Source organism: Streptomyces sp. CC208A, assembly GCF_030010625.1.
Lineage (GTDB): Bacteria > Actinomycetota > Actinomycetes > Streptomycetales > Streptomycetaceae > Streptomyces.
The window spans coordinates 13,584-38,802 of record NZ_JASCXN010000010.1 but is presented as its reverse complement, the minus strand read 5'-3'; the positions used below and the strand labels follow the sequence as shown (position 1 = coordinate 38,802).

19 protein-coding genes are annotated in these 25,219 nt (G+C 70.8%); 3 read left to right on the top strand and 16 right to left on the bottom strand.

The window, feature by feature from the left end:
- Positions 1-51: 51 nt before the first annotated feature.
- From QK442_RS13450 to QK442_RS13415, 8 genes are all read right to left on the bottom strand, one after another.
- Positions 52-1,680: an ABC transporter substrate-binding protein gene (locus QK442_RS13450; protein WP_282694151.1), complete on the bottom strand. Its 1,629-nt coding sequence runs from the start codon at positions 1,678-1,680 to the stop codon at positions 52-54.
- A 250-nt stretch (positions 1,681-1,930) separates the two neighbouring features.
- Positions 1,931-3,019, bottom strand: a complete 1,089-nt coding sequence (locus QK442_RS13445) for a dipeptide ABC transporter ATP-binding protein (RefSeq protein ID WP_282694150.1) — start codon at positions 3,017-3,019, stop codon at positions 1,931-1,933.
- A complete protein-coding gene (locus QK442_RS13440) occupies positions 3,012-4,079 on the bottom strand; it encodes an ABC transporter ATP-binding protein (RefSeq protein WP_282694149.1) in 1,068 nt (355 codons plus the stop codon). Before QK442_RS13440 ends, QK442_RS13445 begins: the two co-directional genes overlap by 8 nt.
- A gap of 13 nt (positions 4,080-4,092) precedes the next feature.
- Complete coding sequence (locus QK442_RS13435; RefSeq protein WP_282694148.1) at positions 4,093-5,052, bottom strand: ABC transporter permease; 960 nt, start codon at positions 5,050-5,052, stop codon at positions 4,093-4,095.
- Complete coding sequence (locus tag QK442_RS13430; RefSeq protein ID WP_282694281.1) at positions 5,045-5,977, bottom strand: ABC transporter permease; 933 nt, start codon at positions 5,975-5,977, stop codon at positions 5,045-5,047. Before QK442_RS13430 ends, QK442_RS13435 begins: the two co-directional genes overlap by 8 nt.
- Positions 5,978-6,146: 169 nt before the next feature.
- Positions 6,147-7,784 (bottom strand): ABC transporter substrate-binding protein, encoded by a 1,638-nt coding sequence (locus QK442_RS13425; protein ID WP_282694147.1) that lies wholly within the window; start codon positions 7,782-7,784, stop codon positions 6,147-6,149.
- 464 nt (positions 7,785-8,248) lie between these two features.
- Entirely contained in the window at positions 8,249-10,150 is a 1,902-nt protein-coding gene (gene typA, locus QK442_RS13420) for a translational GTPase TypA (RefSeq protein WP_282694146.1), read from the bottom strand.
- A gap of 275 nt (positions 10,151-10,425) precedes the next feature.
- Positions 10,426-12,894 carry an ABC transporter family substrate-binding protein gene (locus QK442_RS13415; RefSeq protein WP_282694145.1) on the bottom strand — a complete coding sequence of 823 codons (2,469 nt, stop codon included), beginning with the start codon at positions 12,892-12,894 and terminating at the stop codon, positions 10,426-10,428.
- Positions 12,895-13,196: 302 nt separating this feature from the next.
- Between QK442_RS13415 and QK442_RS13410 the strand changes: the two genes are divergently transcribed.
- Positions 13,197-13,622, top strand: a complete 426-nt coding sequence (locus tag QK442_RS13410) for a hypothetical protein (RefSeq protein ID WP_282694144.1) — start codon at positions 13,197-13,199, stop codon at positions 13,620-13,622.
- Positions 13,623-13,735: 113 nt separating this feature from the next.
- Positions 13,736-14,554 (top strand): GAF domain-containing protein, encoded by an 819-nt coding sequence (locus QK442_RS13405; RefSeq protein WP_282694143.1) that lies wholly within the window; start codon positions 13,736-13,738, stop codon positions 14,552-14,554.
- 113 nt (positions 14,555-14,667) lie between these two features.
- On the opposite strand, the gene QK442_RS13400 is transcribed toward QK442_RS13405, so the two are convergent.
- The 8 genes from QK442_RS13400 to QK442_RS13365 form a co-directional block, all read right to left on the bottom strand.
- On the bottom strand, positions 14,668-17,247 hold the full coding sequence (locus tag QK442_RS13400; protein WP_282694142.1) for a SpoIIE family protein phosphatase: 2,580 nt from the start codon (positions 17,245-17,247) through the stop codon (positions 14,668-14,670).
- Positions 17,248-17,391: 144 nt separating this feature from the next.
- Positions 17,392-17,814 carry an ATP-binding protein gene (locus QK442_RS13395; protein ID WP_282694141.1) on the bottom strand — a complete coding sequence of 141 codons (423 nt, stop codon included), beginning with the start codon at positions 17,812-17,814 and terminating at the stop codon, positions 17,392-17,394.
- Between the two features lie 160 nt (positions 17,815-17,974).
- Positions 17,975-18,421: a (deoxy)nucleoside triphosphate pyrophosphohydrolase gene (locus tag QK442_RS13390; protein ID WP_282694140.1), complete on the bottom strand. Its 447-nt coding sequence runs from the start codon at positions 18,419-18,421 to the stop codon at positions 17,975-17,977.
- A gap of 22 nt (positions 18,422-18,443) precedes the next feature.
- On the bottom strand, positions 18,444-18,620 hold the full coding sequence (locus tag QK442_RS13385; RefSeq protein ID WP_282694139.1) for an SPOR domain-containing protein: 177 nt from the start codon (positions 18,618-18,620) through the stop codon (positions 18,444-18,446).
- Positions 18,621-18,839: 219 nt separating this feature from the next.
- The gene (locus QK442_RS13380) at positions 18,840-19,592 is read right to left on the bottom strand and encodes a GntR family transcriptional regulator (RefSeq protein ID WP_282694138.1); all 753 of its coding nucleotides are present in this window, start codon (positions 19,590-19,592) and stop codon (positions 18,840-18,842) included.
- 124 nt (positions 19,593-19,716) lie between these two features.
- The gene (locus tag QK442_RS13375) at positions 19,717-20,889 is read right to left on the bottom strand and encodes a DUF4190 domain-containing protein (protein WP_282694137.1); all 1,173 of its coding nucleotides are present in this window, start codon (positions 20,887-20,889) and stop codon (positions 19,717-19,719) included.
- Between the two features lie 163 nt (positions 20,890-21,052).
- Positions 21,053-22,630: a S8 family peptidase gene (locus tag QK442_RS13370; protein WP_282694136.1), complete on the bottom strand. Its 1,578-nt coding sequence runs from the start codon at positions 22,628-22,630 to the stop codon at positions 21,053-21,055.
- Positions 22,631-22,961: 331 nt separating this feature from the next.
- Entirely contained in the window at positions 22,962-23,375 is a 414-nt protein-coding gene (locus QK442_RS13365) for a tetratricopeptide repeat protein (protein ID WP_282694135.1), read from the bottom strand.
- A 592-nt stretch (positions 23,376-23,967) separates the two neighbouring features.
- Here QK442_RS13365 and QK442_RS13360 point away from each other — a divergent pair.
- Positions 23,968-25,212, top strand: coding sequence for a helix-turn-helix transcriptional regulator (locus QK442_RS13360; protein ID WP_282694134.1), 1,245 nt, complete (start codon positions 23,968-23,970; stop codon positions 25,210-25,212).
- Positions 25,213-25,219 lie beyond the last annotated feature (7 nt).

Sequence of the window (25,219 nt, the reverse complement as noted above, 5' to 3'; positions counted from 1 at the left end):
GGTCCGCGGGCCGGGCCGTACGGCGCCGATGTGCTACGGCCTGCTCAGCGGTCAGTTGACCGTGATCTCGTTGTAGACCGGGACGCTGAAGGGGTTGAGGGAGACGTTCCCGACCCGGGTGGAGTAGCCGGCGCTGCCGTTCTGGTACCAGAGCGGGATGGCGGCCATGTCGTCGCGGAGGACTTCCTCGGCCTGCTGGAAGATGCCGACGGCCTTGCCGATGTCCGTCTCGGCGTTGGCGTCGTTGACGAGCTTGTCGAACTCCGGGCTGCTGTACTTGCCGTCGTTGGAGGAGGCGTTGGTGTAGTACAGCGGCTGGAGGAAGTTCTGGATGAGCGGGTAGTCCATCTGCCAGCCGGCCCGGAAGGGTCCGGTCATCTTCTGGGTGGTGACCTGGTTGCGGTAGTCGGCGAAGGTGCCGATGGGGTTGCCGACGCAGGCCGTGTTGTTGCCGAGGGCGCGGTTGATGGAGTTGCAGACGGCGTCCACCCACTCCTTGTGGGAGCCGGTGTCGGCGTTGTACGAGATCCTCATCGTGCCGCCGGGGATGCCGCCGCCCTCCGCGACGAGCTTCTTCGCCTCGTCGGCGTCGTACGTGCAGAAGTCGCCGCAGACGTTCTTGTAGCCGCCCTCCTCGCCGAGGACCGGGGAGGTCCAGTCGACGGCGGGGGTACGGGTCTTCTGGAAGATCGTCTCGGTGATCTGGTTCCGGTCGATGGCCATCGACAGGCCCTGGCGGAGCTTCTCCTGGCCGGGCTTGTTCCACGCGGGGTCGTAGAACGGGAAGGAGAGGGTCTGGATGATGCCGGCCGGGGTGTTGATGTACCGGTCGCCCAGGTCGTTGGAGACGTTCTTGAGCTGGGAGGCCGGGACGTCGTCGACGAGGTCGAGGTTGCCGGCGATCAGGTCGGTGTAGGCGGTGTTGTTGTCCGTGTAGACCTTGAGGGTGATGCCGCCGTTCTTGGCCTTGTCCTCGCCGGGGTAGTCGTCCCAGCGCTTGAGCTGCATCTGGGAGCCCTTGGCGTACGACTCGATGGTGTACGGGCCGTTGCCGACGGGCTTCGCCAGCCAGCCGGAGCGGTCGTCGAAGAAGGACTTCGGGAGCGGGGCGAAGGCCGCGTAGCCGAGGGTGTCGGGCCAGGTCGAGAACTTCTGGGTGAGCTTGACCGTGAAGGTCTGCGGGCCGGTGACCTTGAGGCCCGACATGGTCTCGGCGGTGGGCTCGCCCTCCTCGGGGTGGACCTGGTCGTAGCCCTCGATCTGGCCGAAGAAGAAGGCGTTCTTCTGGTTGTTCTTCAGGGCGGCGCCGTAGTTCCAGGCGTCGACGAAGGACTGGGCGGTGACCTGCTCGCCGTTGGAGAAGGTCCAGCCGTCCTTGACGGTGATGGTGAAGTTGATCGAGTCGGTGGTCTCGATCTTCTCGGCGAGCATGTCCTCGGCCGCGCCGGTCTTCGGGTTGTACCGCTTGAGGCCGCGGAAGATCATGTCCAGGACCTTGCCGCCCTGGACCTCGTTGGTGTTCGCCGGTTCCAGCGGGTTCTGCGGGTCGCCCCAGGAGGAGCTCACGATGCCGTCGGCCCCTCCGCCGCCACCGCTGTCGTCACCGTCGCCGCAGGCGGTCGCCGTGAGGGCGACGGCGGTGGCCAGTGCGGCCCACTTGGCGAGCGTGGCTCCGCGCATGGAGTGCCTCCCGTTGGTTCTTCCGAGACTTAGGCCCCCATATCACCGCAAGCCGGACGGGGCCGCATCTCGGCGACCGCTGTCCGGGGGGCGGCCGTCTGGCGGACCGTCACGGCCGCGCGGGCCGCGGCACCGGCGGAAGCCTCGTACACCTCCGTACGTCTCGTACGCCTCCGGCCGCCCCGTACGCGGAAAGGCCCCCCGCACCCGGCGGGGGTGCGAGGGGCCTTGGTCCTGCGGGGCCGTCAGGTCATCTGGCGTGGACGACGTCCCGCTCCTCGGCGAAGTGGCACGCCGACTCGTGGGCCGCGAGGGTGTCCTGGCCACGGAAGTGCTCCGGGATCGCGAGGAGCGGCATCTCGGTGGCGCACTTGTCCTGCGCCTTCCAGCAACGGGTGCGGAAGCGGCAGCCCGACGGCGGGTTCGCCGGCGAGGGCACGTCGCCCGTGAGGATGATCCGGTCGCGGTGGGCGCGGGCCTGGGGGTCCGGCACCGGCACGGCGGAGAGCAGTGCCTGGGTGTACGGGTGCGTGGGGTGCTCGTAGATCTCCTCGTCCGTACCGATCTCGGCGAGCTTGCCGAGGTACATGACGCCCACGCGGTCCGAGATGTGCCGGACGATCGACAGGTCGTGCGCGATGAAGATGTAGGACAGGTTGAACTCGTCCTGGAGCTTCTCCATCAGGTTGATGACCTGCGCCTGGACGGAGACGTCCAGGGCCGAGACCGGCTCGTCGCAGATGATGATCTCCGGGTTGAGCGCGAGGCCGCGGGCGATGCCGATGCGCTGGCGCTGACCGCCGGAGAACTGGTGCGGGTACCGGTTGATGTACTCCGGGTTCAGACCGACGACGTCGAGGAGCTCCTGCACCTTGCGGCGCCGGTCGCCCTTCGGGGCCACCTCGGGGTGGATCTCGAAGGTCTCGCCGATGATGTCGCCGACCGTCATGCGCGGGTTCAGCGAGGTGTACGGGTCCTGGAACACCATCTGGATGTTGCGGCGGACGGCCTTCAGGGCGCGGCCGGACAGCTTGGTGATGTCCTGGCCCTTGTAGAAGACCTCACCCGCGGTGGCCCGCTCCAGGTTCATCAGGAGCTTGGCGACCGTGGACTTGCCGCAGCCGGACTCGCCCACGATGCCGAGGGTCTCGCCCTGGTAGAGGTCGAAGGAGACCCCGTCCACGGCCTTGACCGCGCCGACCTGCTTCTTGAAGAGGATGCCCTGCGTCAGCGGGAAGTGCTTCTGCAGGTTGCGCACCTGGAGGATCGGCTCGCCGCGCTGGACGGGGACGTCGAGAGCGGTGGCCACGGCCTCGTCGTTCTTGCTGAGCTCAGCCATGGATCGTCTCCTTCCAGAAGTGGCAGGCGCTCTTGCGGCCCGGCAGATCCGCGCCGTCCTGCTCGGTCACCGGCACCAGGGCCGGGATCTCCGTACGGCAGAGGTCGGTGGCCTTCGGGCAGCGCGGGTTGAAGGCGCAGCCCGTGGGCACCTTGAGCAGGTTGGGCGGCAGGCCCTTGATCGCGTACAGCTCCTGGCCCTTCTGGTCCAGGCGCGGGATCGAGTCGAGCAGACCCCGGGTGTACGGGTGGGCCGGGCGCGCGTACAGCTCGTGCACGGGCGCCTGCTCGACGATCCGGCCCGCGTACATCACGGCGATCTTGTCCGCGACGTCGGCGACGACGCCGAGGTCGTGGGTGATCAGGATCAGGCCCATGTTGTACTCGCGCTGGAGCTCGGCGAGGAGGTCCATGACCTGGGCCTGGACCGTCACGTCGAGGGCCGTGGTCGGCTCGTCGGCGATGATCAGGTCCGGCTCCAGGGCGAGCGCCATGGCGATCATGATGCGCTGGCGCATACCACCGGAGAACTGGTGGGGGTAGTCGCTGACCCGCGCCTTGGCGGCGGGGATCTTGACCTTGTCCATCAGCTCGATGGCCTTGAGCTTCGCGTCCTTCTTGGACAGGCCCTGGTGGACGCGGAACATCTCGCCGAGCTGGTAGCCGACGGAGAGGACCGGGTTCAGCGAGGAGAGCGCGTCCTGGAAGATCATCGCGATCTTGCGGCCGCGGATCTTCCGGCGCTCCTCGTCGGACATCTTCAGCATGTCCTCGCCGCGGAACAGGATCTCGCCCTGCGGGATCTTGCCGGGAGGCATGTCGAGGATGCCCATGATGGCCTGGGCGGTGACGGACTTGCCGGAGCCGGACTCGCCGAGGACGGCGAGGGTCTCGCCCGAGTCCACGGAGTAGTTGACGCCGTTGACGGCCTTGGCCACACCGTCACGGGTGTGGAACTCGACGTGCAGGTCCTTGACTTCGAGCAGCGGCCCGTTGTGGTCGCCGCTCTCGCGCGGCGCCGGGACGGTCGCGGTCTTGTCGAGCTTGTCGGTGGTGCTCACTTTTACGCCCTCCTCAGCGCAGCTTGGGGTCGAGGGCGTTGCGAACGGCTTCGCCGAGCATGATGAACGCCAGAACGGTGATGCTCAGCATGATCGACGGGTACAGCAGGATGTGCTGCGACGTGCGGATCGCCTGAACACCGGCGGAGATGTCGAGGCCCCACGAGACGGTCGGGGCGGCGAAGCCGAGACCCAGGTAGGACAGCGTCGCCTCGGCCGAGATGTAGCCGCCGAGCGCGATGGTGGCGACGACGATCACGGGGGCCATGGCGTTGGGCAGGATGTGCCGGAAGAGGATCCGGCCGGTGCCGGCGCCGAGGGCCTTGGCGGCGTGGACGTAGTCGGCCTGCTTGACCGTGATCACGGCACCGCGCATGACGCGGGCCATCTGCGTCCAGCCGAGGAAGGCGAGGGCGAAGACGACGACCAGGATGGTGCGGTCGGTGAACGCCTGGAGGACGACCATGGCGCCGAGCAGGAACGGGATGCCGAAGAAGATGTCGGTGACCCGGGAGAGGACCGCGTCGATCCAGCCGCCGAAGTAGCCGGCGAGCATGCCCATGGTGCCGCCGACGAGGGTGACGATGAGGGTCACGCAGATGCCGACGATCACCGAGGCGCGGGTGCCGTAGATGAGGCGGGCGTAGACGGAGCGGCCCTGGATGTCGTATCCCAGCCAGCCCTCGGAAGCTATCTTGCTCAGCTCGGGCTTGCCCACGTAGTGGTTGACGAGGTCACCGGCGGTCGGAGAGGCGCTGGTGAACAGGGTCGGGAAGGCGGCGATCAGCAGCAGGAAGAAGATCAGCACCGACGACACGAGGAAGTACGGGTTGCGGCGCAGGTCCCGCCAGGCGTCGCCCCAGAGGCTGCGCGCCTTCTCCTCCTTGGCCTGCGGAGCGGATCCGTCCACCGAGGGGGCGGTGACGGCGTCCTCGGCCGCGGTCGCGGCGGCGGTCTTGGTCACGTCAGGCATACCGGATCCTCGGGTCCAGGACCGCGTACAGCAGGTCGATGAGCAGGCTGGTGAAGAGGTAGACGATCACCAGGACGGTGACGAGGCCGACGAGCGTGCTGCCCTCGCGCCGGGTGATCGACTCGTAGATCAGACCACCGACACCCTTGACGTTGAAGATGCCTTCGGTGACGACGGCACCGCCCATGAGGGCGCCGATGTCGGTACCGAGGAAGGTGACGACCGGGATCATCGAGTTGCGCATGAGGTGGACGCCGATGACACGGCGCTTCGGCAGGCCCTTGGCGACGGCCGTGCGCATGTAGTCGGCGCGCAGGTTCTCGGCCATCGACGTACGGGTGAGCCGCGCCACATAGGCGAGAGAGAGGCCACCGAGGACGATGGCGGGGGCGATCATCTCGGAGAGCAGCTGCTCGTTGCTGACGTTCGGCTGGATCCAGCCGAGCTGGAAGGCGAACACCATCTTGATGATGAAGCCGAGCACGAAGACCGGGATCGAGATGATCAGCAGGGTGAAGATCAGGACGGCGTTGTCGGCCAGACGACCCGCCCGGAGACCGGCGACGATGCCGAGGGTGATACCGAAGACGAGCTCGAACGCGAAGGCCAGCGCCGCGAGTTGGAGCGTGACGGGGAACGCGTCACCCAGCACCTCGGTGACCGGGCGCCCATTGCGGATCTGGGTCCCGAAGTCGAAGTGCAGAATGATGTCGGTCATGTAGTTCCAGTACTGCTGCCAGATCGGCAGGTCCAGTCCCAGTTCATGCCTCTTCGCCGCCAGGGTGGCCGGGTCCGCGCCCTTGTCACCGAACAGCCCGAGAACGGGATCGCCGGGCAGGCTGTAGACCATGAAGAAGATGAGAAAGGTCGTCCCGAGGAAAACCGGGATCATCTGGAGCAGTCGTCGTGCGACATAGCGCCCCATCATGCCTCCGTTGAGATGTGACGGCCGCAGCCGACGGGCCCTCCCCGGCACGGCTGCCCGGTTTCGGACAGCGCGATGCCCCGGAAGGGCCCCCCAGCCACTGCGTAAGACCGCGCCGGGGCTGACGATCCATCAGCCCCGTCACGGCGTGCGGACTACGCTCGGGTGATTACTTCTTGACCTCGACGCCGGTCAGGATCGGGTCGCCGTCCTGGCCGTACGCCACGCCCGAGACCTTCTCCGAGTGGCCCGCGTTGACCTTGTAGTACCAGAGCGGGATCGACGGCATGTACTTGACCAGGTCCTTCTCGGCCTCCTGGAACAGCTTCACCGACTCCTCGAGCGTCTTGGCGCTCTCGGCGGCGGTGAGCTTGGCGTCCAGCTCCTTGTTGGAGAAGCCACCCTGGTTGCCCGCGGCGCCCGTCTTGAACAGGTCGCTCAGGAAGTTGCCGTTGATCGGGTAGTCCAGCGACCAGGCCGAGCGGTACATGGACTTGACCTGCTTGCTCTTGCGAGCGGCGAGGTCGGCCTGGAAGTCCGGCTTGCTGTCACCGGTGCACTCGACGCCGGTGGACTGGGCGATGCTGTTGCAGACGGCCTCGACCCACTCCTTGTGGCCGCCGTCCGCGTTGAACTGGATGGAGATCTTGTTGCCGGGGACACCGCCACCGGCCTTGATGAGCTCCTTGGCCTTGGCCGGGTCGAACTTGGTGACGTCGCCCGCCGCGTTCTCCTGGTAGCCCAGGACGCCCTTGGCGACCCAGCCGGTCGCGGGCTCACGCGTGCCCTGCAGCACCGTCTTGGTGATGGTGGCGCGGTCGATCGCCATGGAGAGGCCCTGGATGACGCGGACGTCGACCGGCTTCGGCTTCGACCACTGGTCGGCGTAGAACGCGACCGAGATGGACTGGATGGCGGAGTGGTCGGCGTCCACGGCGCGGTCGCCGAGGTCCTGGTGGTAGACCGGGAGGTCCTTCGGGCCGATCTGGCGCAGAACGTCGACGTTGCCGGACTTCAGGTCCTCGTACGCGGCCTCGAGGGTGGTGTAGTTCTTGAAGATCACACCACCGTTCTTCGCCTTGTTCGGGCCCTTGTAGTCGTCGTAACGGACGATCTCGATCTGCTTCTTGTGGTCCCAGCTCTTGAACTTGTAGGGACCGTTGCCGATCGGCTTCTCACCCGCGGCCTTGGGGTCCTTGTAGAAGGACTCCGGCAGCGGCGCGAAGGGGGTGTAGGCGAGCTTGTGGCCGAAGGCCGGCACCGACCCCTTCAGCTCGATGGTGAAGGTGGTGTCGTCGACGATCTTCAGACCCTCGAGCTTGTCGGCGGTGGGCTTGGCGCCCTCCTTCTCCGGCAGCAGGGCCTCGGAGCCCTTGATGTCGGAGAACCACGAGGCGAGACCCATGGCGTTGTCGACGTTGGCGTTCCAGTTCCACGCGTCCACGTAGGACTTCGAGGTCACCGGGGTGCCGTCGTGGAAGGTCCAGCCCGGCTTGAGCTTGACGGTCCACAGCTTCGAGTCGGTGGTGGTGAGCGACTCGGCGTTGATCATCTCGAGCGAGCCGTCGGCCTTGTAGTCGACCAGGTTCGAGAACAGGCCCTTCATGACGGCGTGTCCGTTGGACTCCATCGTGTCGCCGGTGTGCAGCGGCTTCTCCGGCTCACCGAGCTCGACGGAGAAGATGCCGTTCGGGTCGATGGCGCCACCGGCGCCCTTGTTCTCGCTCTTGCCTCCGCCACAGGCGGTCGCAGCCAGGGCGACGATGATCGCGCCCGTTACCCACTTGGCGCTCTTGGCACCGCGCATGGGTTTCCTCCTCATGAGTCCACTTGTCACTACAAGAGGGGCACTTCGAGACCTGCCGACACCCCTGACGGCGTTGATCCCCCGGTACCCCGAGTGTGCTCGTGAGTCGGCACTCCCCACAGTGCGTGACCCATTGACCCGAGCTCAATGGAGCCAACTATTAAGTACGCCCGGGCCGTAAACCACACCTGAGCGGTCTCGTTTTGACAACATCACCAAGGCCCCAGAGACCGAAATCCGGACAAACTGATCACAGACAGACACCCCCGAAACGGACCGTTAACACACGTACCGGAGAGCGATGACCGTTATCCGGACACCGGGGCGAGGCAATCGGTTTGACGAAAAAGGTCTGGCCACTCGCACATGATGCGAGTGGCCAGACCCTTCGTGTGAGATACGGCTCAGCCGTTCCCGGTGTCAGGCGTTCCCGGTGCCGGCCGTTCCCCGTGCCGGCCGTCGGCTCAGCCGTTCTTGGCGCGCGAGGCGGCGCGGGCGCGCTCGCGCTGGTCCAGGTTGACCTTGCGGATGCGGACGGCCTCCGGGGTCACCTCGACGCACTCGTCGTCACGGCAGAACTCCAGGGACTGCTCCAGGGAGAGCTTGCGCGGCGGGACGATCGCCTCGAACGAATCGGCCGAGGAGGAGCGCATGTTGGTGAGCTTCTTCTCCTTGGTGATGTTCACGTCCATGTCGTCGGAGCGCGAGTTCTCGCCGACGATCATGCCCTCGTACACCTCGGTGCCCGGGTCCACGAAGAGGACGCCGCGCTCCTGGAGGTTGGTCATCGCGAAGGCGGTGACCGCGCCGGCCCGGTCGGCCACCAGGGAGCCGTTGTTGCGGGTCTGGAGCGGGCCGAACCAGGGCTCGTGGCCCTCGTGGATCGAGTGCGCGATGCCGGTGCCGCGGGTCTGGGTCAGGAACTCCGTACGGAAGCCGATGAGGCCGCGGGACGGGACGACGAACTCCATGCGGACCCAGCCGGAGCCGTGGTTCGACATGTTGTCCATGCGGCCCTTGCGGACGCCCATGAGCTGGGTGACGGCGCCCATGTGCTCCTCGGGCACGTCGATCGTCATGCGCTCGACCGGCTCGTGGACCTTGCCGTCCACCTCCTTGGTGACGACCTGCGGCTTGCCGATGGTGAGCTCGAAGCCCTCGCGGCGCATCTGCTCGACCAGGATGGCCAGCGCCAGCTCGCCGCGGCCCTGCACCTCCCAGGCGTCGGGGCGCTCGGTGTCGAGGACGCGGAGCGAGACGTTGCCGATGAGCTCGCGGTCCAGACGGTCCTTCACCTGACGGGCCGTCACCTTGCGGTCCTTGACCGCGGCCTTGGCGTCCGCGCCCTTGCCGGTGCCGCCGCGGCCGACCAGCGGGGAGGTGTTGGTGCCGATCACCATGGAGATCGCGGGCTCGTCGACCGTGATGAGCGGGAGGGCGACCGGGTTCTCGGTGTCGGCGAGGGTCTCGCCGATCATGATGTCCGGGATGCCGGCGACGGCGCAGATGTCACCGGGGCCCGCCACCTCGGCCGGCTTGCGGGTGAGCGCCTCGGTCATCATCAGCTCGGTGATGCGGACGTTCTGGATCGAGCCGTCGCGCTTGATCCACGCGACCGTCTGGCCCTTGCGCAGCTCGCCCTGCTCGACGCGGAGCAGCGCGATGCGGCCGAGGAAGTTGTCGGCGTCGAGGTTGGTGACGTGGGCCTGGAGCGGCGCGTCCTCCTCGTACGTCGGGGCCGGGACGTGCTCCAGGATCGTGGAGAAGAACGGCTCCAGGTTGGTGGAGTCCGCCGGGACCGTGCCGTCCTCCGGCTTGGTCAGCGAGGCGATGCCGTCGCGGCCGCAGGCGTAGACGATCGGGAACTCGATCTGGTCCTCGTCGGCGTCCAGGTCGAGGAAGAGGTCGTAGGTCTCGTTGACGACCTCGTCGATGCGGGAGTCCGGGCGGTCCGTCTTGTTGATGCAGAGGATGACGGGCTTGCGCTGCTGGAGGGCCTTGCGCAGCACGAAGCGGGTCTGCGGGAGCGGACCCTCGGAGGCGTCCACCAGGAGGACGACGGCGTCGACCATCGACAGACCGCGCTCGACCTCGCCACCGAAGTCGGCGTGGCCGGGGGTGTCGATGATGTTGATCGTGATCGGGGCCCCGCCGTCCTTGGGGTGGTACTTCACCGCCGTGTTCTTGGCGAGGATCGTGATGCCCTTCTCACGCTCCAGGTCGTTCGAGTCCATCATGCGGTCGTCGAGCTGCTGGTGGGCGGCGAAGGCACCGGCCTGCTTGAGCATGGCGTCGACGATGGTCGTCTTGCCGTGGTCGACGTGGGCGACGATGGCGACGTTACGGATGTCGTGGCGCGTGGGCATGGGTGGCTTGCGCTTCTCTCGGATCGTGGGAATCGGCGTCAGTTCCTCTTACGCCCGCCGGGCGGACGCGCCACGGCTACGTCCTATGGTACGGGGCTGACACGTAAGGGGCTTCCCCGGAGGGATCCGAGAGGGTCTACTGGGACGTTTGAGGGCGGGTCTCAGGGTGTGGGGAAAGTCATGCGGTCCGGGTCAAGGGGCCGACGCGATCCTGCCCGCCGGGGTCACCGGCGGGCAAGGAACTTGAGCTGCTTCTGAGGTTGCGACGTGGGTTCTCAGTCCTTCGACGGGCTATTCTTGGTCGTTTCGCTCTTCTTGTCGCTGTTCTCGCCGTTCCCGCTGTTCCCGTTGTTCCCGTTGTTCCCGGTCTTCTCGCTCTTCTTGAAGCCCATGTCCTGGTACTGGGGGGCGGCGAAGCCCCAGGCCCCGGCGTTCACCACGTCCTGCCGGGCGGCCACCAGCTGGGGGCGCTGGTAGAGCGGGATGGAGCCGGCGGCGGCCCAGATGCGGGCGTCGGCCTGCCTGATCAGCTCACCGGCCTCCTCCTCGTCGAGGGTGCCGGCCGCCTGGTCGAAGAGCTGGTCGATACGGTCCGTCCCGACGCGCGAGTAGTTCTGCTCGACCAGCAGGGAGCCGTCCGAGGCGGCCTCGGGCTTGGCGAAGATCGGCCGGGCGTCGGTCGCGGGGAAGGCGGAGGCGGGCCAGGAGTAGAGGGCCAGGTCGTACTCGCCGGAGGCGATGTGGTCCTTGAAGAAGCTCTCGTCGGAGACCTTGGTGATCTCGGTGCGGATGCCGACGGCGTCGAGCATCCGGACGATCCGGTCGCCGACCGCGCGCAGCGTCTCCGAGCCGGGGCCCGAGGGCAGGACGAAGCGGAGGCTGAGGGCCTTGCCGTCCTTGCCGAGGGCCTGGGAGGCGGCGGCGGGGGCGGCCGGGGCGGCGCTGCCCATCGGGGCGTAGGCCCCGGCGACGCCCTTGTCGGGCTTGGCGTTGGCGGGCAGGACGTCTCCGGGCAGGACGGCGGCGCGGGCGCCGGTGTCGAGGGCCTCGGCGCGGGCAAGGAGGGCGGCGCTCTCACGGGCGGCGGCGGGGGCCGGGGCGAGGACGGGGGCGTTCTCCGGGCCGCCGGGGCCGATCCGGGGGGCGGCGCGGAGCTCGCCGGGCTTGTCGTCGCCGACGATGTACATGCCGTCGTCGGAGGCGGTGTCGCTCTTCTTCTTGGAGTCGCTCTCCTCCTTGTCGGCTTCCTCCTCCTTCTTCTTCCCGGCCTCGGCCTTCTCGGCCTTCTCGGCCTTCTCCGCCTCGGCGCCTGCCTCGGTACCGGCCGGCTTCTTCTGGGCCCCGCCGGGGACCCAGCCCGCGTCGGCGAGGAGCGCGCGGGCCTCCTGGGTGTCCTGGCCGCCGAGGGCGTCGCTGCTGTCGGCGTACACGGCCTGCCCGGCGAGGGCGAGGTGGCTGCCGGGCGGCTCGGCGGGGAGGCCGAGCGGCTTCAGCACGGACTCGGCCAGCTCCTTGCGGTCGATGGCGCGGGCGACCGCGCGGCGGACCCGCTCGTCGGCGAGCGGCCCGGACTCGCCGTTGAGGGAGAGCTGGGTGTAGGCGGGCTCCAGGGACTTGCGGACGACGTAGCGGGCGAGGGTGTCCTGGGCCGCGGCGTAGCGGGCCACGGCGGCCTTGTTCTCGGCGCGGGCGGCCCTGACCTCCTCGGCCAGCTCCTCGTCCTCGCCGTGGGCGAGCGCCCAGGACTTGAGGGCCTTGCCGGGGGTGATCGAGGCGCCGGGTCCGTGCAGCGCGGCGGCCTGGGCGCCGCTGCGGCCGGCACCGGCGTCCTTGAGGGCGAGGGCGATCCGCTCGGCGGTGGAGCGGTCGATCTCGGCCAGGTCGAGCCGGCCCGCGGCGAGGGCGGCCTCGCGGTCGGCGCGGGGGACGGCGCGCAGGACGAGGCTGTCGAGCTTGGCGGGCTGCCCCCACCAGCGGGGGTTGCGGACGAGGGTGAGGTCGCCGGACTTCCGGTCCACCTTGCTCAGCAGGAACGGTCCTGCGGTGGACTTGAGCGTGGTGCGCGCCCCGTCGTTGAAGGAGTTCGGGGACCCCATCACCTCCTTCGGGTAGAGGGGGGTGAAGAGGGACCGCCAGTCGGCGTAGGGCTTGGCGAAGGTGACCCGTACCTCCAGGTCGTTCTTGCCCTTCTCGATCTTCTCGATCCGCTCGTAGCCGGCGTTGCGGGCCGTCCAGTAGGCGGTGTCGCGGCCGCTGAGGGCGCGCCACTGGGCGACGAAGTCGGCGGCGGCGATCTCGCGGCCGTCGCTCCACACGGCCTGCTGGTGGAGCTTGTAGAGGACGACCTGCCGGGGCTCGGTCTCGACGACCTCGGCGGACTCCAGGTAGTCGGGGTTGAGCCGGGGTCTGCCGCGCTCGTCCAGGGTGTGCAGGGCGGGCAGGACGGCGCCCGCGACCCGGCTGGTGGCGGCGTCGGCGTCGGCCTGGAAGGCGTTGAAGGTGGCGGGGAGCGCGTCCACCGCCCAGCGGAGGGTGCCGCCGTCGTCGACCAGGGCGCGTGCGGTGGGCGCGTTGTCCTGGGCGGCGACCGGGGCGGACTCGTCCCCGTCGGAGCTGCATCCGGCGAGGACGGTGACGGTGAGGACCGCGCTGGTGAGGGTGGCGACGGAGCGGAGGGTCCGGGAGCGGGGACTCCTGGCCGGACCGGCCCATGTCCTCCCCTGGGGGGCGCCGACCTGGGACATGCTTTTACCCCTTCGTCCGTTTTTATGCCATTTGGAGATGATCAGATCGCTTGGTCATCCCACTGAAGGGCACCCGGCGGACCCCGCCGCGACGACACGACGGCGGACCCCGCGAACCCCACTCGTGCGGCCCAACGCCCCTCCCGTGACGGCAGCCCCTCGCGTACCTCCCCACGCCCCGGGCGACGTGTGTGTGGGTGGGAAGCGGGAAGACGCCGATGTGCGCCGCCCGCCCCCGTCGCTCCTCGCGCGGGTGAGGGCCGGGGAGCGCGGAAAGTGGTCGTGCGGCACGGAAAGGGGCCATGAAACCGTTCACCGTCGACGTGCGGCGGTACGGAACCGTCGCGGTGGTGACGCTGTGCCCCGACGACCGGCCGGCGGACCCCGCCCGCCCCGCCTCCCTGATCCTGCTGCGCGCCGCCCTGGCCCTGCTCCCCGACGAGACGCGGACCGTCGTCGTGGACCTGGACGCCGGGCCCTACCCGGTCTCCGGCACGGTCCTGGCCGCGATCGACGTGTGGGGCGAGCTGTGCGACGTCACGGTCATCAGCTTCGGCCCGGCCGGCCTCCCGCCGTACCACCGCACGGCCCACGCCGTGACGGGGCGGCTGCCGGAGGACCGGGCCGGCGCCCTGCGGGCCGTCCGCACCGCGCTGGGCGTCCGGGCCCTGCTCGGGACGGCGGAGGGCATCAGGCGGGCCCGCGCCGGCGAGCCCCCCTGCGCCTGACGCATACGGCTCCGTCCGCCCGGGCAGCCGCCTCCATGTCCCCTTGCCCGCGCGCCCGCCCAGGGGCCAGGAGAAGGGGCGAGGGAACAGCGCGGTCGAGGAGGTGACCGTACGTGAGCACGTTCCCGCCCTACGAGGAACCCCCCGGCTTCCGCGCGGACAGGCTCCACCGTGTCGCGGAGCACCTGGCGGCCTCCGCCTCCGGCACCGAACCCGCCGAGCTGCCCGCCGCCCTCTGCCGGGCCTGCGTCGACCTGCTGGACGTGACCGGCGCCTCGGCGTCCCTCGCCGGGGAGGCGGAGGCGCAGGTCCTGTGGTGGTCCAGCGACCCGGTGGCCGAGCGGCTGGCCGAGATCCAGTACAGCCTGGGCGAGGGGCCCTGCCGGAACGCCCTGACCCTGGCCGCCCCCGTCCTGGCCGCCGACCTCGCCGACGGTCCGGACGCGCGCCGCTGGCCCGTCTTCGCCCGGCAGGCCGTCGCCCTGGGCGTGCGAGCCGTCTTCTCCCTCCCTCTCGGCTCCTCCCGCCTGGCCATCGGCACCCTGGACCTCCACCGTGACGAGCCGGGGCCCCTCGCCGAACGCGACCGCTCCTTCACCTTCCTCGCCGCCGACGCGATCACGACGGCCCTGCTCTCCCTGCACGCCGAGAGCGAAGGCGCGGCGTGGCTCGGGACGGCGGAGAACGACCACGGGGAGGTCCACCAGGCCACCGGCATGCTCATGGTCCGGCTCGGCGTCGACTCCGAGCACGCGCTGGCCGCGCTCAGGGCGCACGCCTTCGCCGAGGGCCGGACGCTCACCGAGACGGCCCGGGACGTCATCGCCGGGAAAGCGGGCGGCTACGGGGGCGGAGGTTTCGGCGGCGGGCCCGGCAGCTTCGGCGGCGGGGGCACGCGCGGCCGGCGGGGGAACCGCCCCCCTGCCCCGTGATGGTTCCGTCGCACCCCGTACGAGGTCGGTTCGGGCAGCCGGACGCGCGGGGCGACGGGGCTGAGACCGCCGCCCGGCTCGCCGCTCTCAGGGCGGCGTGACCAGCTGGCTGCTCAGAACATGCTGAGGAGCTGGTCCACGGTGGGTTCCGCCGTGGACCCGCCGTCGGGGAGGGCCAGTTCGAACCAGACCGTTTTGCCGCGCGGGGTGCGGCGCGAGCCCCAGGAGGCGGAGAGCAGGCCGACGAGCTGGAGGCCGCGGCCGCCCTCGTCGGTGTCCTTGGCGCGGCGGCGGCGCGGCTGGACCAGACCGGCGTCCCAGACCTCGCAGACGAGGGTGCGGTCGCGCAGCAGCCGGAGCCGTATCTCGCCCTCGCCGTACCGCAGGGCGTTGGTGACGAGCTCGCTGACGAGGAGTTCGACGGTGTCGACGAGCGGGTCGAGCCCCCAGGCGGTGAGCCTGTCGCGGGCGAGTTCGCGGGCCCGGCCGACGGAGCGGGGCTCGCGGGGCAGCAGCCAGTCCCCCACGGCCTCGGCGGGCAGTCCTCTGATACGGGCCATCAGGAGGGCGATGTCGTCCTCGCCGTGTCCGGTGTCGAGGCTGCTGAGGACCCCGTCGCAGACGTCCTCCAGGGGGCGGGCCTGGTCGGCGAGGGCCCTCCGGAAGGCGCTGAGGCCCTCGTCGAGGGGGTGGTCGCGGGATTCGACGAGTCCGTCGGTGTAGAGGGCGAGGAGGGAGCCCTCGGGGACTTCGACCTCGACCTCCTCGAAGGGTTCGCCGCCGACGCCCAGCGGCATCCCGGGGGGCACGTCGAGGAGGAGTGCCTCCTCGCCGGGTTCGACGAGGACGGGCGGGAGGTGGCCCGCGTTGGCGAAGGTGCAGCGCCGGGTCACCGGGTCGTAGACGGCGTAGACGCAGGTGGCGAGGTAGACCTCGGAGAGTTCGGGGCCTCTGTTCTTGTGGGCGCGGGACTGCTGGGCGCCGATGGGGGCGCCGAGGCCGCGGGCGATCTCGTCGAGGTGGGAGAGGACCTCGGCGGGTTCGAGGTCGAGCTGGGCGAGGGTGCGGACGGCGGTGCGCAGTTCGCCCATGGCGACGGCGGCGCGCAGGCCGCGGCCCATGACGTCGCCGATGACGAGGGCGGTGCGGTGTCCGGGGAGTTCGATGACGTCGAACCAGTCGCCGCCGACCTCGGTGGCGTCGGTGCCGGGGAGGTAGCGGCAGGCGATGTCGAGTCCGGCGGCCTCGGGGTCGCCGGGCGGGAGCAGGCTGCGCTGGAGGATGAGGGCCCGCTCGTGCTCGCGCCGGTAGAGGCGGGCGTTGTCGATGCAGACGGCGGCGCGGGCGGCGAGTTCCACGGCGAGGGCCCGGTCGCGGTCGCCGAAGGGTTCGCTGCCCTTGGTGCGGGAGAACTGCACGAGGCCGACGACGGTGTCGTGGGCGGCCATCGGGACGACGAGGGTGGAGTGGACGAGGTCGCCGTCGCCGCCGGGCACGGTGTGGACGCGGCCGGTGCGCAGGGCTCCGGCGCAGGGCGAGTTGAAGGGGTAGCGGTGGACGGCGCCGACCTCGATGGGGGCGGGTCCGCCGCCGGCCGGTCCGTGGCCCTCGTCGGTTCTGAGGGGGGTGTCGGAGACGGCGCTGGAGAAGGCGACCCGGCGCAGTTCGGCGCTGCCCGCGCCGTAGCCGATGTCGTGGGAGCTGCCCCAGCGGCCGGGCGGGGCCTCGTCGCCGGTGAGGAGCCCCTGGTAGAGGTCGACGGAGGCGAGGTCGCAGAAGCCGGGGACGGCGACGTCGAGGAGTTCGCGGGCGGTGGCCTCCAGGTCGAGGGAGTTCCCTATGCGGGCTCCGGCCTCGTTGAGGAGGGCGAGGTTGCGGCGGGCGCTGGCGGCCTCGCGGGCGGCGTTCTGCCGGCGGGTGACGTCGACGCCGAGGCCGGCGACGCCGATGGGGCGGCCGGAGCCGCTGTGCACCCGGTAGAGGTTGATGGACCAGTGGCGGCGGATCCGGGCGCCGGGGGCGGCGCCGGTGATCCGGAGGTCGGTGACGGCCTCCCCGGTCTCCAGGACGCGGCGGAGCGCCTCGGTCATCCGGTCGGCCTCGGGCTTGGCGAGGTAGTCGTGGACGCTGCGGCCGCGGTGGTCGTCGGCGTCGCCGCCGAAGACCGCGGCGAAGCGCTGGTTGGCCCGCTTGACGGTGAGGTCGGTGCCGAAGAGGAGGAAGCCGAAGGGCGATTGGCCGAAAATCGCCTGGGAGGCGGCGAGGTCGGTCTCGATCCGCCGCAGCGCCCGGACGTCGACCACGATGCAGAGCGCGGCCCGCTCGCCCGTCTCGGTCTCGCTCGGCATGACGTACATCTCGGCGACGCCGTGCGTCCGGTCCTGGGCGGGAGAGCCGGGAGGGGCGGGGAGGCGGAAGGGGACGAGGCCGGTCCACTCGCGTCCGTCGAGGATCTCCTTGACCCGCTGGTGGCCGCGATCGCGCAGCTCGGCGGGCATGAACGCCTCGACGGGGTCCTTGCCGCGGGCCTCCTGGGCGGACACCCCGAAGAGGTCGGCGGCCCGGTTGCTCCACTGCTCGACGCGCCCGTCGGGCCCGAGGGAGAAGGAGGCGACCCGGATGTAGTCGTAGATCGAACCGGGCTGGCTGCTCTGCCACACGACGCCGCTCGTCGTCTCGGATATCTCGCTCACGCGACCGTCCCCTCCAGCTCACCGCACCGGACCGGCCATGCCCGCAGTATTCAGCACGACGGGCCCCGGCGGCACGACGTCCACGATCACAGGGTGGTCTCGGTCGGCTCCTGACCCGCTCCGGTGATCGTCGTCCCTCCCTCTTTACTCACCAGGGAGAGCCAGCTCGAACCATACGGTTTTCCCGGTGCCGCCCTGCCGGGTCCCCCAGCGGCGGGCGGAGCAGGCCACGAGAGCGAGCCCGCGGCCCCCTTCGTCGTCGGGTCCCGCGGGCCGCTCGGTGGGAGGATCCGGAAGCGGATCGGAGACCTCCACCAGGAGCGCGGAGTGGCGGGGCGGGTCGGTGGCGGTGCCCTCGGCGCGCAGGATCCGCACGCCGATGGGCCCGGAGGCGTACCGCAGGGAGTTGGTGACCAGCTCGCTGACCAGCAGCACGGCCACGTCTCCGACGGCCGCGTCGACCTTCCAGTCGCGGAGCGTCTCACGGACGGCGTGGCGTGCGGTGCGCACCGCGTCGGCCTCCGCCGGGAAGTTCCATTCGGCGCGAGCGCCGTCGGTGTCGATCACACGCGATCACTTCCCCAACCGTGGCTCAGCAGGAAGAGGGTCACCCTCTCCCGAGGGGCCAATGGGGACATACCCGAAAAGAAGGGCGAAATACCCCTTCGGGTGCGACCGCGGGCGCACGGTGGCACGGACGGCGTAGGGCACCGGCCGTGCGCCCGCCCTAGGGGCGCGCGCCGGGGAGTCTGAGCGCCGCCTCCGCGACGGCGGGGCGGTCCTGGTCGAGCCAGTCCACGGCGTCCAGTTCGTGGCGGGCGAGCCAGCGCAGTTCGTCGTGGTCCTCCAGCGGGCGGGGTTCGCCGGAGAGCAGGCGGGCGGTCCACACCCGCAGGACGTAGCCGGGCTTGAGGGGCCATTCGCCCGGGATCCGCTCGCCGGGCTCGGCCTCGACGCCGAGCTCCTCGCGCAGTTCGCGGACGAGGGCGTCCTCGGGGCGCTCGCCGGGTTCGACCTTGCCGCCGGGGAGTTCCCAGCGTCCCGCGAGGTCGGCGGGGGCGCTGCGGCGGGCGGCGAGCAGCCGGCCGCCGTCGAGGAGGGCGGCCGCGACGACGACCACGGCACCGGTCCCGCGGTCGGGTCCGGTGCCGTGGTGGAGAGTGCTGTCGGTCATGCCCGCGAGGGTATCCGGGCCGTCAGGCGGTGGGGGTGATGCGCTCGACCCAGTAGAGCTGCTTGTGGCCGCGCTCGTCGAGCGTGTCCGCGATCCTCTGGGCTTCGTCCTGGGTCGCGTACCGCCCCACCCGGTAGCGGTTGCCGTTGTCGTCCTGCCGTATCACGAGCCACGGATGGACGGGGCCGCTGTCGGTCATCAGGCTTCTCCCTCCGCCGCGCCAGGCGTCACCATGGATCTCCGGGAAACCGCGATCCGCATATGCCCGAGCTTACGCCTGACCTTCACGCAGCGGATACGCATTTTCACCAAGAGATACGGATCGGCCGGTTACCGACGGAAAGAGGCCGAACCCCGCATGCCGGACCGTCCGCACCCCCTCCTGACGCCCGGTCGGCTCCGGGCGGAGGTCGGCGGATCAGCGGACCGGGAGGTGGTACGAGAGGCGGTAGCGGTCGGCGGGGACGACGATGTCGGCGGTCTCGACGGCCAGACCCGAGGCGTAGAAGGTGCGCTCGACGACCACGACCACGTGCCCGGGGACGCCGCCGAGGACGAGCAGCTCCTCCGCGAGGCCGGGGCGGGCGCCGACCTCCTCCACCACGTTGTCCACGACGACGTCGATCGCCGCCATCCGCTCGACCACGCCGCAGCCGCCGAGCGGCCCCTCCTCGGGAAGCATCACGGGGGTGCGGCCGGTGACGGCGAGCGGCTCCCAGGAGGTGGCGATCATCATGGCCTCGCCGCCGTCCCGGTAGACGTACCGCGTACGCATCACGCGGGCGCCCGGCAGGATGCCGAGCCGGGCGGCGACCTCCCCGCTCGCCTCCTCCTGCTCGCTGCCGGCGTCCCAGGTGCCGCGCGCACCCTCGGCGGCCTGCTCCTGCCGGAAGGGGGAGGCCCCGGCGCCGGGCCGGTACCCGGAGCGGACGACCCGGCGGGGCACCGGCCGCTCCCGCACGTACGTCCCCGAACCGGAGCGGCCCTCGACGAGCCCCTCGGCCATGAGCACCTTGCGGGCCTCCAGCGCGACGGTGTCCGACACCCCGTACTCCTCGCGGATGCGTGCCTGCGAGGGAAGGCGGGTATGCGGCGGGAGCGAGCCGTTCGCGATCTTCTCCCGCAGATCGCTCGCCACGCGCAGATAGGCGGGCTGCTCACCGAACGTCACTGGACACTCCCCTCAGGTTGACGGACAGCTACAGCCTGACAACCGACCGTGGCGAGCCGCAAGCATGGGCCAGAGTTTCACTCGAAGTGATGAATGCCTCCTGGCCGCCCGCCCGCGGATCCGCTCAGGCGGAACCGCGCTCGCCGTCGGCCTCCGGAGGCGTGTGCGTGAGCCCCAAAGCCTTGCGGACGTCCTTGCCGCCGTCCTCCGGCAGCAGCTCCCAGGCGCGGTCGTACGCGTCCCAGAAGGCCTCCTCGTCGGCGGCCTTCGCCAGCTTCCCCCACTGCTTCGACGCCGCGTCCAGACGCGCCAGGTACGCCTTCATCGGCGCCTGCGCGGGCTTCTCCCAGACGCGCCCGCGCAGCGAGACGCGCGCCGAGTCGATCGCGGCGCGCACGTCGGCGGCCCAGACCTGGTTGGCCTCGATGTCGTCGTCGGGACCGTCCTCCGGCTCCCCGTAGACGGCGTCCTCGATGGGGTTCACGTGCGTGAGGAAGGCCAGCTGGTCGGCGGTGAGCGTGGTCCGGTCGCCGCGCAGCGAACCCCTGGTCTTCTTCCCGGCGTCGACGAAGCAGGCGATGCGGTGCTCGCCGTCGCGCCACGACCGCCGGTCCGGGAAGTAGTGCCCGCTCCCGGCGTCGGCACCCAGCTTCCAGGTGTCCAGCGCGTAGGCGGCGCCCATGGTCTCGCAGCGTTCTTCCCCGAGCTGCTCGAGCGTCTTCTCGCCGGGCCACTTGTCGTGGCCGGTGACCTCGAACCGGCCGGTGATCTCGCCGTCGTGGGGCACGGCGCAGTCGACGACCCGGACGCCGAGGGTGTACTCGCCCTGCCCGGTGTCGTCGAGGAAGCACTCGCCGGTGCGCAGCTCCATCGGCAGGCGGGTGGCGGCGGCCTCGCGCACGCCCTCCCTGAACCCCCGTATCCCTTCCTGCACCTGGCCGGTGATCAGCCCCAGGACGACGAGCAGGGTGCTGAGGGTGGAGAGCACGGTGCCGGCGATCGCCATCCCCTTGCCGCCCTGCTGCCGCTTCTTGATCTGCCGCAGCGCGAAGATCCCGAGGACGAGCCCGAGCGGCGGCAGGCAGCAGACGATGCCGCTGACGAGGGAGCCGACGGCGAGACCGTTGGTGGTCTTCCGCGGCTGCCCGTACGGCCCGTAGGGGCCGTACGGGCCGGGCGCGCCCGTGTAGGGCATCCCCGGCGAGGTGTACGGCCCCGGGGCCGCGTACGGACCGGGGCTCGGGTACGCGGCGGGTGCCCCCGGCTCGGACGGCTGGGGCGGCTGGGTCGGCTCCACGGGTGCGTGCTCCTGTTGGGGCGGGACGAACGGACGATCGGGCGCGCATCGTACGCGGTGGGGCGCGGCCGGCGTCGACGCGGGGCCTGCGGCGAACGGGGGCACGGCTGAGGGGCGGCCGTCCGCCGACGGCCGCCCCTCAGGGGTTCAGTGACTCACGGGGTCAGAACTGGAGCGCCCAGGAGTCGATCTTCCCGGTGTCCCAGCTCGCGTTGTCCGTCACGCGGAGCTTCCACGTGCCGTTGGCGACCTCCGAGGAGGCGTCCACGGTGTAGGTGGTGTTGATGTTGTCCGAGCTGCCGCCGGTACCGAAGCCCTTCAGCGTGTACGCCGTGCCGTCGGGGGCGATCAGCTGGACCTGGAGGTCACCGATGTAGGTGTGGAGGATGTTCACCTGGACCTGGAGGTTCGAGGGGGCGTTGCCGGAGACGCCGCTGACGGTGACCGGGGACTCGACGGTCGCGTGGTCGTTGATCGCGTAGTCGGCGGTGTTCTCGAACTTCGGGCCGGTGGGCGGCGGGGTGGTGGAGCCGCCGCCGACGTACAGCAGCCGGTTCGGGGAGCCGCTGCCGGGGCTGGTGACGACGTTCGGGGTGGCGGCGTTCACGAGGGCCGTGGAGACCTGCGCCGGGGTCGCCGAGGGGTTGTCCGCCAGGTAGAGGGCGGCGGCGCCGGCGACGTGCGGGGTCGCCATCGACGTACCGGAGATGGTGTTGGTGGCGGTGTCGCTGCTGTTCCAGGCCGACTTGATGGAGGAGCCGGGGGCGAAGAGGTCCAGGACGCTGCCGTAGTTGGAGAAGCTGGAGCGGGCGTCGGTGGAGGTGGTGGAGCCGACGGTGATGGCCTCGCCCACCCGCGCCGGCGAGTAGTTGGAGGCGTTGGAGTTGTCGTTGCCGGCCGCGACCGCGTAGGTGACGCCGGAGGCGATGGAGTTGCGGACCGCCTGGTCGAGGGCGGAGTCGATGCCGCCGCCGAGGCTCATGTTGGCGACGGCCGGCTTGACGGCGTTCCGCGTCACCCAGTCGATGCCCGCGACGACCTGCGCGGTGGTGCCGGAGCCCTGGTTGTTGAGGACGCGGACGCCGACGATCTTCGCCTTCTTGGCGACGCCGTAGGAGGAGCCCGCGACCGTACCGGCGACGTGGGTGCCGTGGCCGTGGCCGTCCTGGGCGGTGTTGTCGTTGTCGATGGCGTCGTAGCCGTTGAAGGCGCGGCCGCCGAAGTCGCTGTGGCTGATGCGTACGCCGGTGTCGATGATGTACGCGGTGACGCCCTGGCCCGCGCTGTCGGGGTAGGTGTAACTCTGGTTCAGCGGAAGGGCCTTCTGGTCGATCCGGTCGAGGCCCCAGGACGGCGGGGAGGGCTGGGTGCCGTCGACGTGGAAGACGCGGTTCTGCACGACGGACTTCACGGCGGGGTCGGCGGCGAGCTTCTTCGCCTGCGCCTCGGAGAGCTCGACCGCGTAGCCGTTGAGCGCCGAGGTGTACGTCCGCTCGATCTTCGCGCCGAACTTGGAGGCGACCGCCCGGCCCCGGGCGGTCTCCGCCTGCGTGGACTCGTGGAGGGTGACGATGTAGCTGCCCGGGACGGTGCCTTCGGCTCCGGCGTTCTCGATGACGCCCTCCGCGGCCGCCGGGGCGGCGGTGGCGGGAAGGGCGGCGAACGAGCCGAGGGCGAGCGCCGCGACGGCCGTGGCCGCGACGGTGGAGATACGGCGACGCGATGCGCGCATCACTGCCATGTGAGGTGTCCTCCTCGTGGGGGGGTGCTCCAGTGGGGATGGAGCCCGAGTGACCTTCACTCTCGACAGGGACATGACAATAGTGCGTACGGTTCGACGCGGAACCCCGCGACTCCCGACCACCCTGCCGTCGACCGAAAGATTGGCCGATCCATAGGAATCGCACAAGAGCCCCTGCGAGCCATCAACTCCCTTCAGGTGAACTCGATCTGACTGATCGGTAGCTTTGATCGCGCCCCGCGGCACCCCTCACCTGCGGAGGCGCGTCCCGGGCGCCGGACCGGTCCTCTCGGCGGCGCCCGCGAATTCGGTCCGTGAATTCACATGAGCGTCACACGGGGACGGGGCTGTCGTGGGCGGGGTGGCGGCGCGGCCGTATCGGGGGTCGCGGGCGAGGCTCGGCCAAGTGCTGGAGGGTCGGCACCTGCGTGGACGGATGCCCGGTCCGGTCGGCGAGCGCGACCGCCTCCGCCATGAGGGCGCGGGCCCGGGCGCACTCCCCCGTGGCGTCGAGGACGACGGCGCGGTTCACGACGGCGATGGCCTCGCTGGTCAGGTCGCCGGCCAGGGCGGCGAGGCCGGGCGCCTTCTCCAGGTGGACGAGCGCCTCCGCGTGCCGCCCCTCCTCGTGGAGGATCCGGCCGAGCAGCGCCCGCGTCCGGGACTGCGCGTCGGGGTCGCCGACCGCCTCGGCCGAGGCGAGGCCCGCCTCCAGGAACGGGGTCCAGCCGTCCTGGGGCCGCATGGGCATCAGGGGCCACGGAGCGAGGGCGAGCCGCCAGGCCCGGTCGCGCAGACCGAGGGCGGCGGCGACGGCCCCTTCCAGGGCGGGGCGTTCGGCCGCGTACCGGTCGAGCGCGGCCGTACGGCCGTCGCACTCGGGGACCGCGGCGGGCCGGCGGACGTCGGCGGACGTCGGCGGACGTCGGCGGGCAGCGCGTAGCAGGGCTGCGAGCCCGGCTCGGCGGCGGCTCCGAGCAGCCGGAACTCCACCCGTACCTCCGCTTCCCCACCTCCCCCCGGCAGCCGAGAATACGCGCCCCCTGCCACCTGCACCGATCCCGCCGTCGGCCCGGTATTCGGCCAAAACCGTCGATCCCGCCCCGGCCCGGACACGGTCGGCTGACCGACCGACTCGCAGAAGAGGCAACGGGCAACCCTGTCGAACTCCGATTCTTGAAGCGTGCCTCGTGCCAAACTCCCTTTCGGGCGCGAAACGCGACGACTTCGTCACGATGAGTGTTCGCCAGGCTCTTCATGCCGGCCTGTGAGCGTCGGACGAAAGCCCCGTGGGGGTGCCCGACTCTCACGGTCGCTGTTCAAGGGGGAGGTTGACGATGAGTGCAACTCAGCGGCTCGGACCGGAACTTCGCCGATTACGACAGGAAGCAGGGCTCACCCTGACCGAGTTCTCCGTGGCCCTCAACTACGACAAGGGACACCTCAGCAAGGTCGAGCGCGGAGAGCGTTCCGCCTCCCCCGAGCTGGCCCGTCGGTGCGACGCCTTCCTCGGCGCCGACGGCGCGCTGCAGCGGCTCGCCGTCCGCCCGGGGACCGGCCCAGACACCACCGAACCCCCCGCCGCCCCGAGCCCCTGGCTCGTCGGGCGCCGGGCGGTCCTCTCTGCGGGGACGGGGGCGCTGATCGACCTCGGTCTGAAGTTCGGTGGTCAGGCGCCCTCGGTCGCCGACCCCCTCCTTCCCTCCATGCGCGCGCAGTTCGACCAGTTACGAGAGCTCGGTCAGTCCACCGCGCCGAAGGTCCTGCTTCCCCTGCTGGAGACGCAGACCCGCATGGTCGCCGGGTTGGCCGCCGACGCCTCGTCCGCCTCTCGGGCCTCCGCACTTCTGCTCGCGTCGCGGTTCGCGGAGTTCACCGGCTGGATGGCCCAGGAGGCCGGAGACAGCGGCGCGGCGCTCGGCTGGACCGCTGAGGCCGCCGAACTGGCGCGCGCCGGCGGCGACGCGCATCTCAGTTCCTACGCACTTGTGCGACGCGCTCTGGTCACGCTCTACGACGGGGACGCCGCAGGCACCGTCGCCCTGGCACGGCGGGCCCAGAGCGACGCGCTTCCGCCACGCATCCGGGGGCTCGCGGCCCAGCGAGAGGCGCAGGGACACGCTCTCGTCGGCGACGAACGCGACTGCCTCCGCAGTCTCGACAGGGCACGGGAGCTGCTCGGCAGCGACGACGCCCGCAGCGGTGCCGAGCCCGTGATCGGCACCGCCCATGTGGACGATCCGGCGGCGATGACGACCGGCTGGTGTCTGTACGACCTCGGCCGCCCCAAGGCCGCCGCCGAAGTCCTCGACCGGGAGTGCCGCCGCCTTCCGCCGCATGCGCTGCGAACCCGCGCCCGGTACGGCTTTCGCAGGTCCTTGGCCCACGCCGCCTCCGGAGAGGTCGAGCACGCGTGCGCGATCGCGGGGGAGCTCCTGGGGGTGATGCCGGCTGTGCCCTCGGCGACGGTGAACAGCGACATCCGGCGTCTCTCGCGGGAACTCTCCCGGTTCCGGAACAGCCGGGCCGTACGCGACCTGCAACCGGCGCTGGCGCGGGTGCTCGCTCCTACGCACGACTGACACCGCC

Coding starts and splice junctions, on each gene's coding strand:
- QK442_RS13435 (WP_282694148.1), bottom strand. CDS start 5,052: ATGCCTGACGTGACCAAGACCGCCGCCGCGACCGCGGCCGAGGACGCC.
- typA (WP_282694146.1), bottom strand. CDS start 10,150: ATGCCCACGCGCCACGACATCCGTAACGTCGCCATCGTCGCCCACGTC.
- QK442_RS13360 (WP_282694134.1), top strand. CDS start 23,968: ATGAGTGCAACTCAGCGGCTCGGACCGGAACTTCGCCGATTACGACAG.
- QK442_RS13445 (WP_282694150.1), bottom strand. CDS start 3,019: ATGGCTGAGCTCAGCAAGAACGACGAGGCCGTGGCCACCGCTCTCGAC.
- QK442_RS13385 (WP_282694139.1), bottom strand. CDS start 18,620: ATGACCGACAGCGGCCCCGTCCATCCGTGGCTCGTGATACGGCAGGAC.
- QK442_RS13410 (WP_282694144.1), top strand. CDS start 13,197: ATGAAACCGTTCACCGTCGACGTGCGGCGGTACGGAACCGTCGCGGTG.
- QK442_RS13425 (WP_282694147.1), bottom strand. CDS start 7,784: ATGCGCGGTGCCAAGAGCGCCAAGTGGGTAACGGGCGCGATCATCGTC.
- QK442_RS13365 (WP_282694135.1), bottom strand. CDS start 23,375: ATGCGGCCCCAGGACGGCTGGACCCCGTTCCTGGAGGCGGGCCTCGCC.
- QK442_RS13430 (WP_282694281.1), bottom strand. CDS start 5,977: ATGGGGCGCTATGTCGCACGACGACTGCTCCAGATGATCCCGGTTTTC.
- QK442_RS13415 (WP_282694145.1), bottom strand. CDS start 12,894: ATGTCCCAGGTCGGCGCCCCCCAGGGGAGGACATGGGCCGGTCCGGCC.
- QK442_RS13450 (WP_282694151.1), bottom strand. CDS start 1,680: ATGCGCGGAGCCACGCTCGCCAAGTGGGCCGCACTGGCCACCGCCGTC.
- QK442_RS13370 (WP_282694136.1), bottom strand. CDS start 22,630: ATGGCAGTGATGCGCGCATCGCGTCGCCGTATCTCCACCGTCGCGGCC.
- QK442_RS13390 (WP_282694140.1), bottom strand. CDS start 18,421: ATGACCGACAGCACTCTCCACCACGGCACCGGACCCGACCGCGGGACC.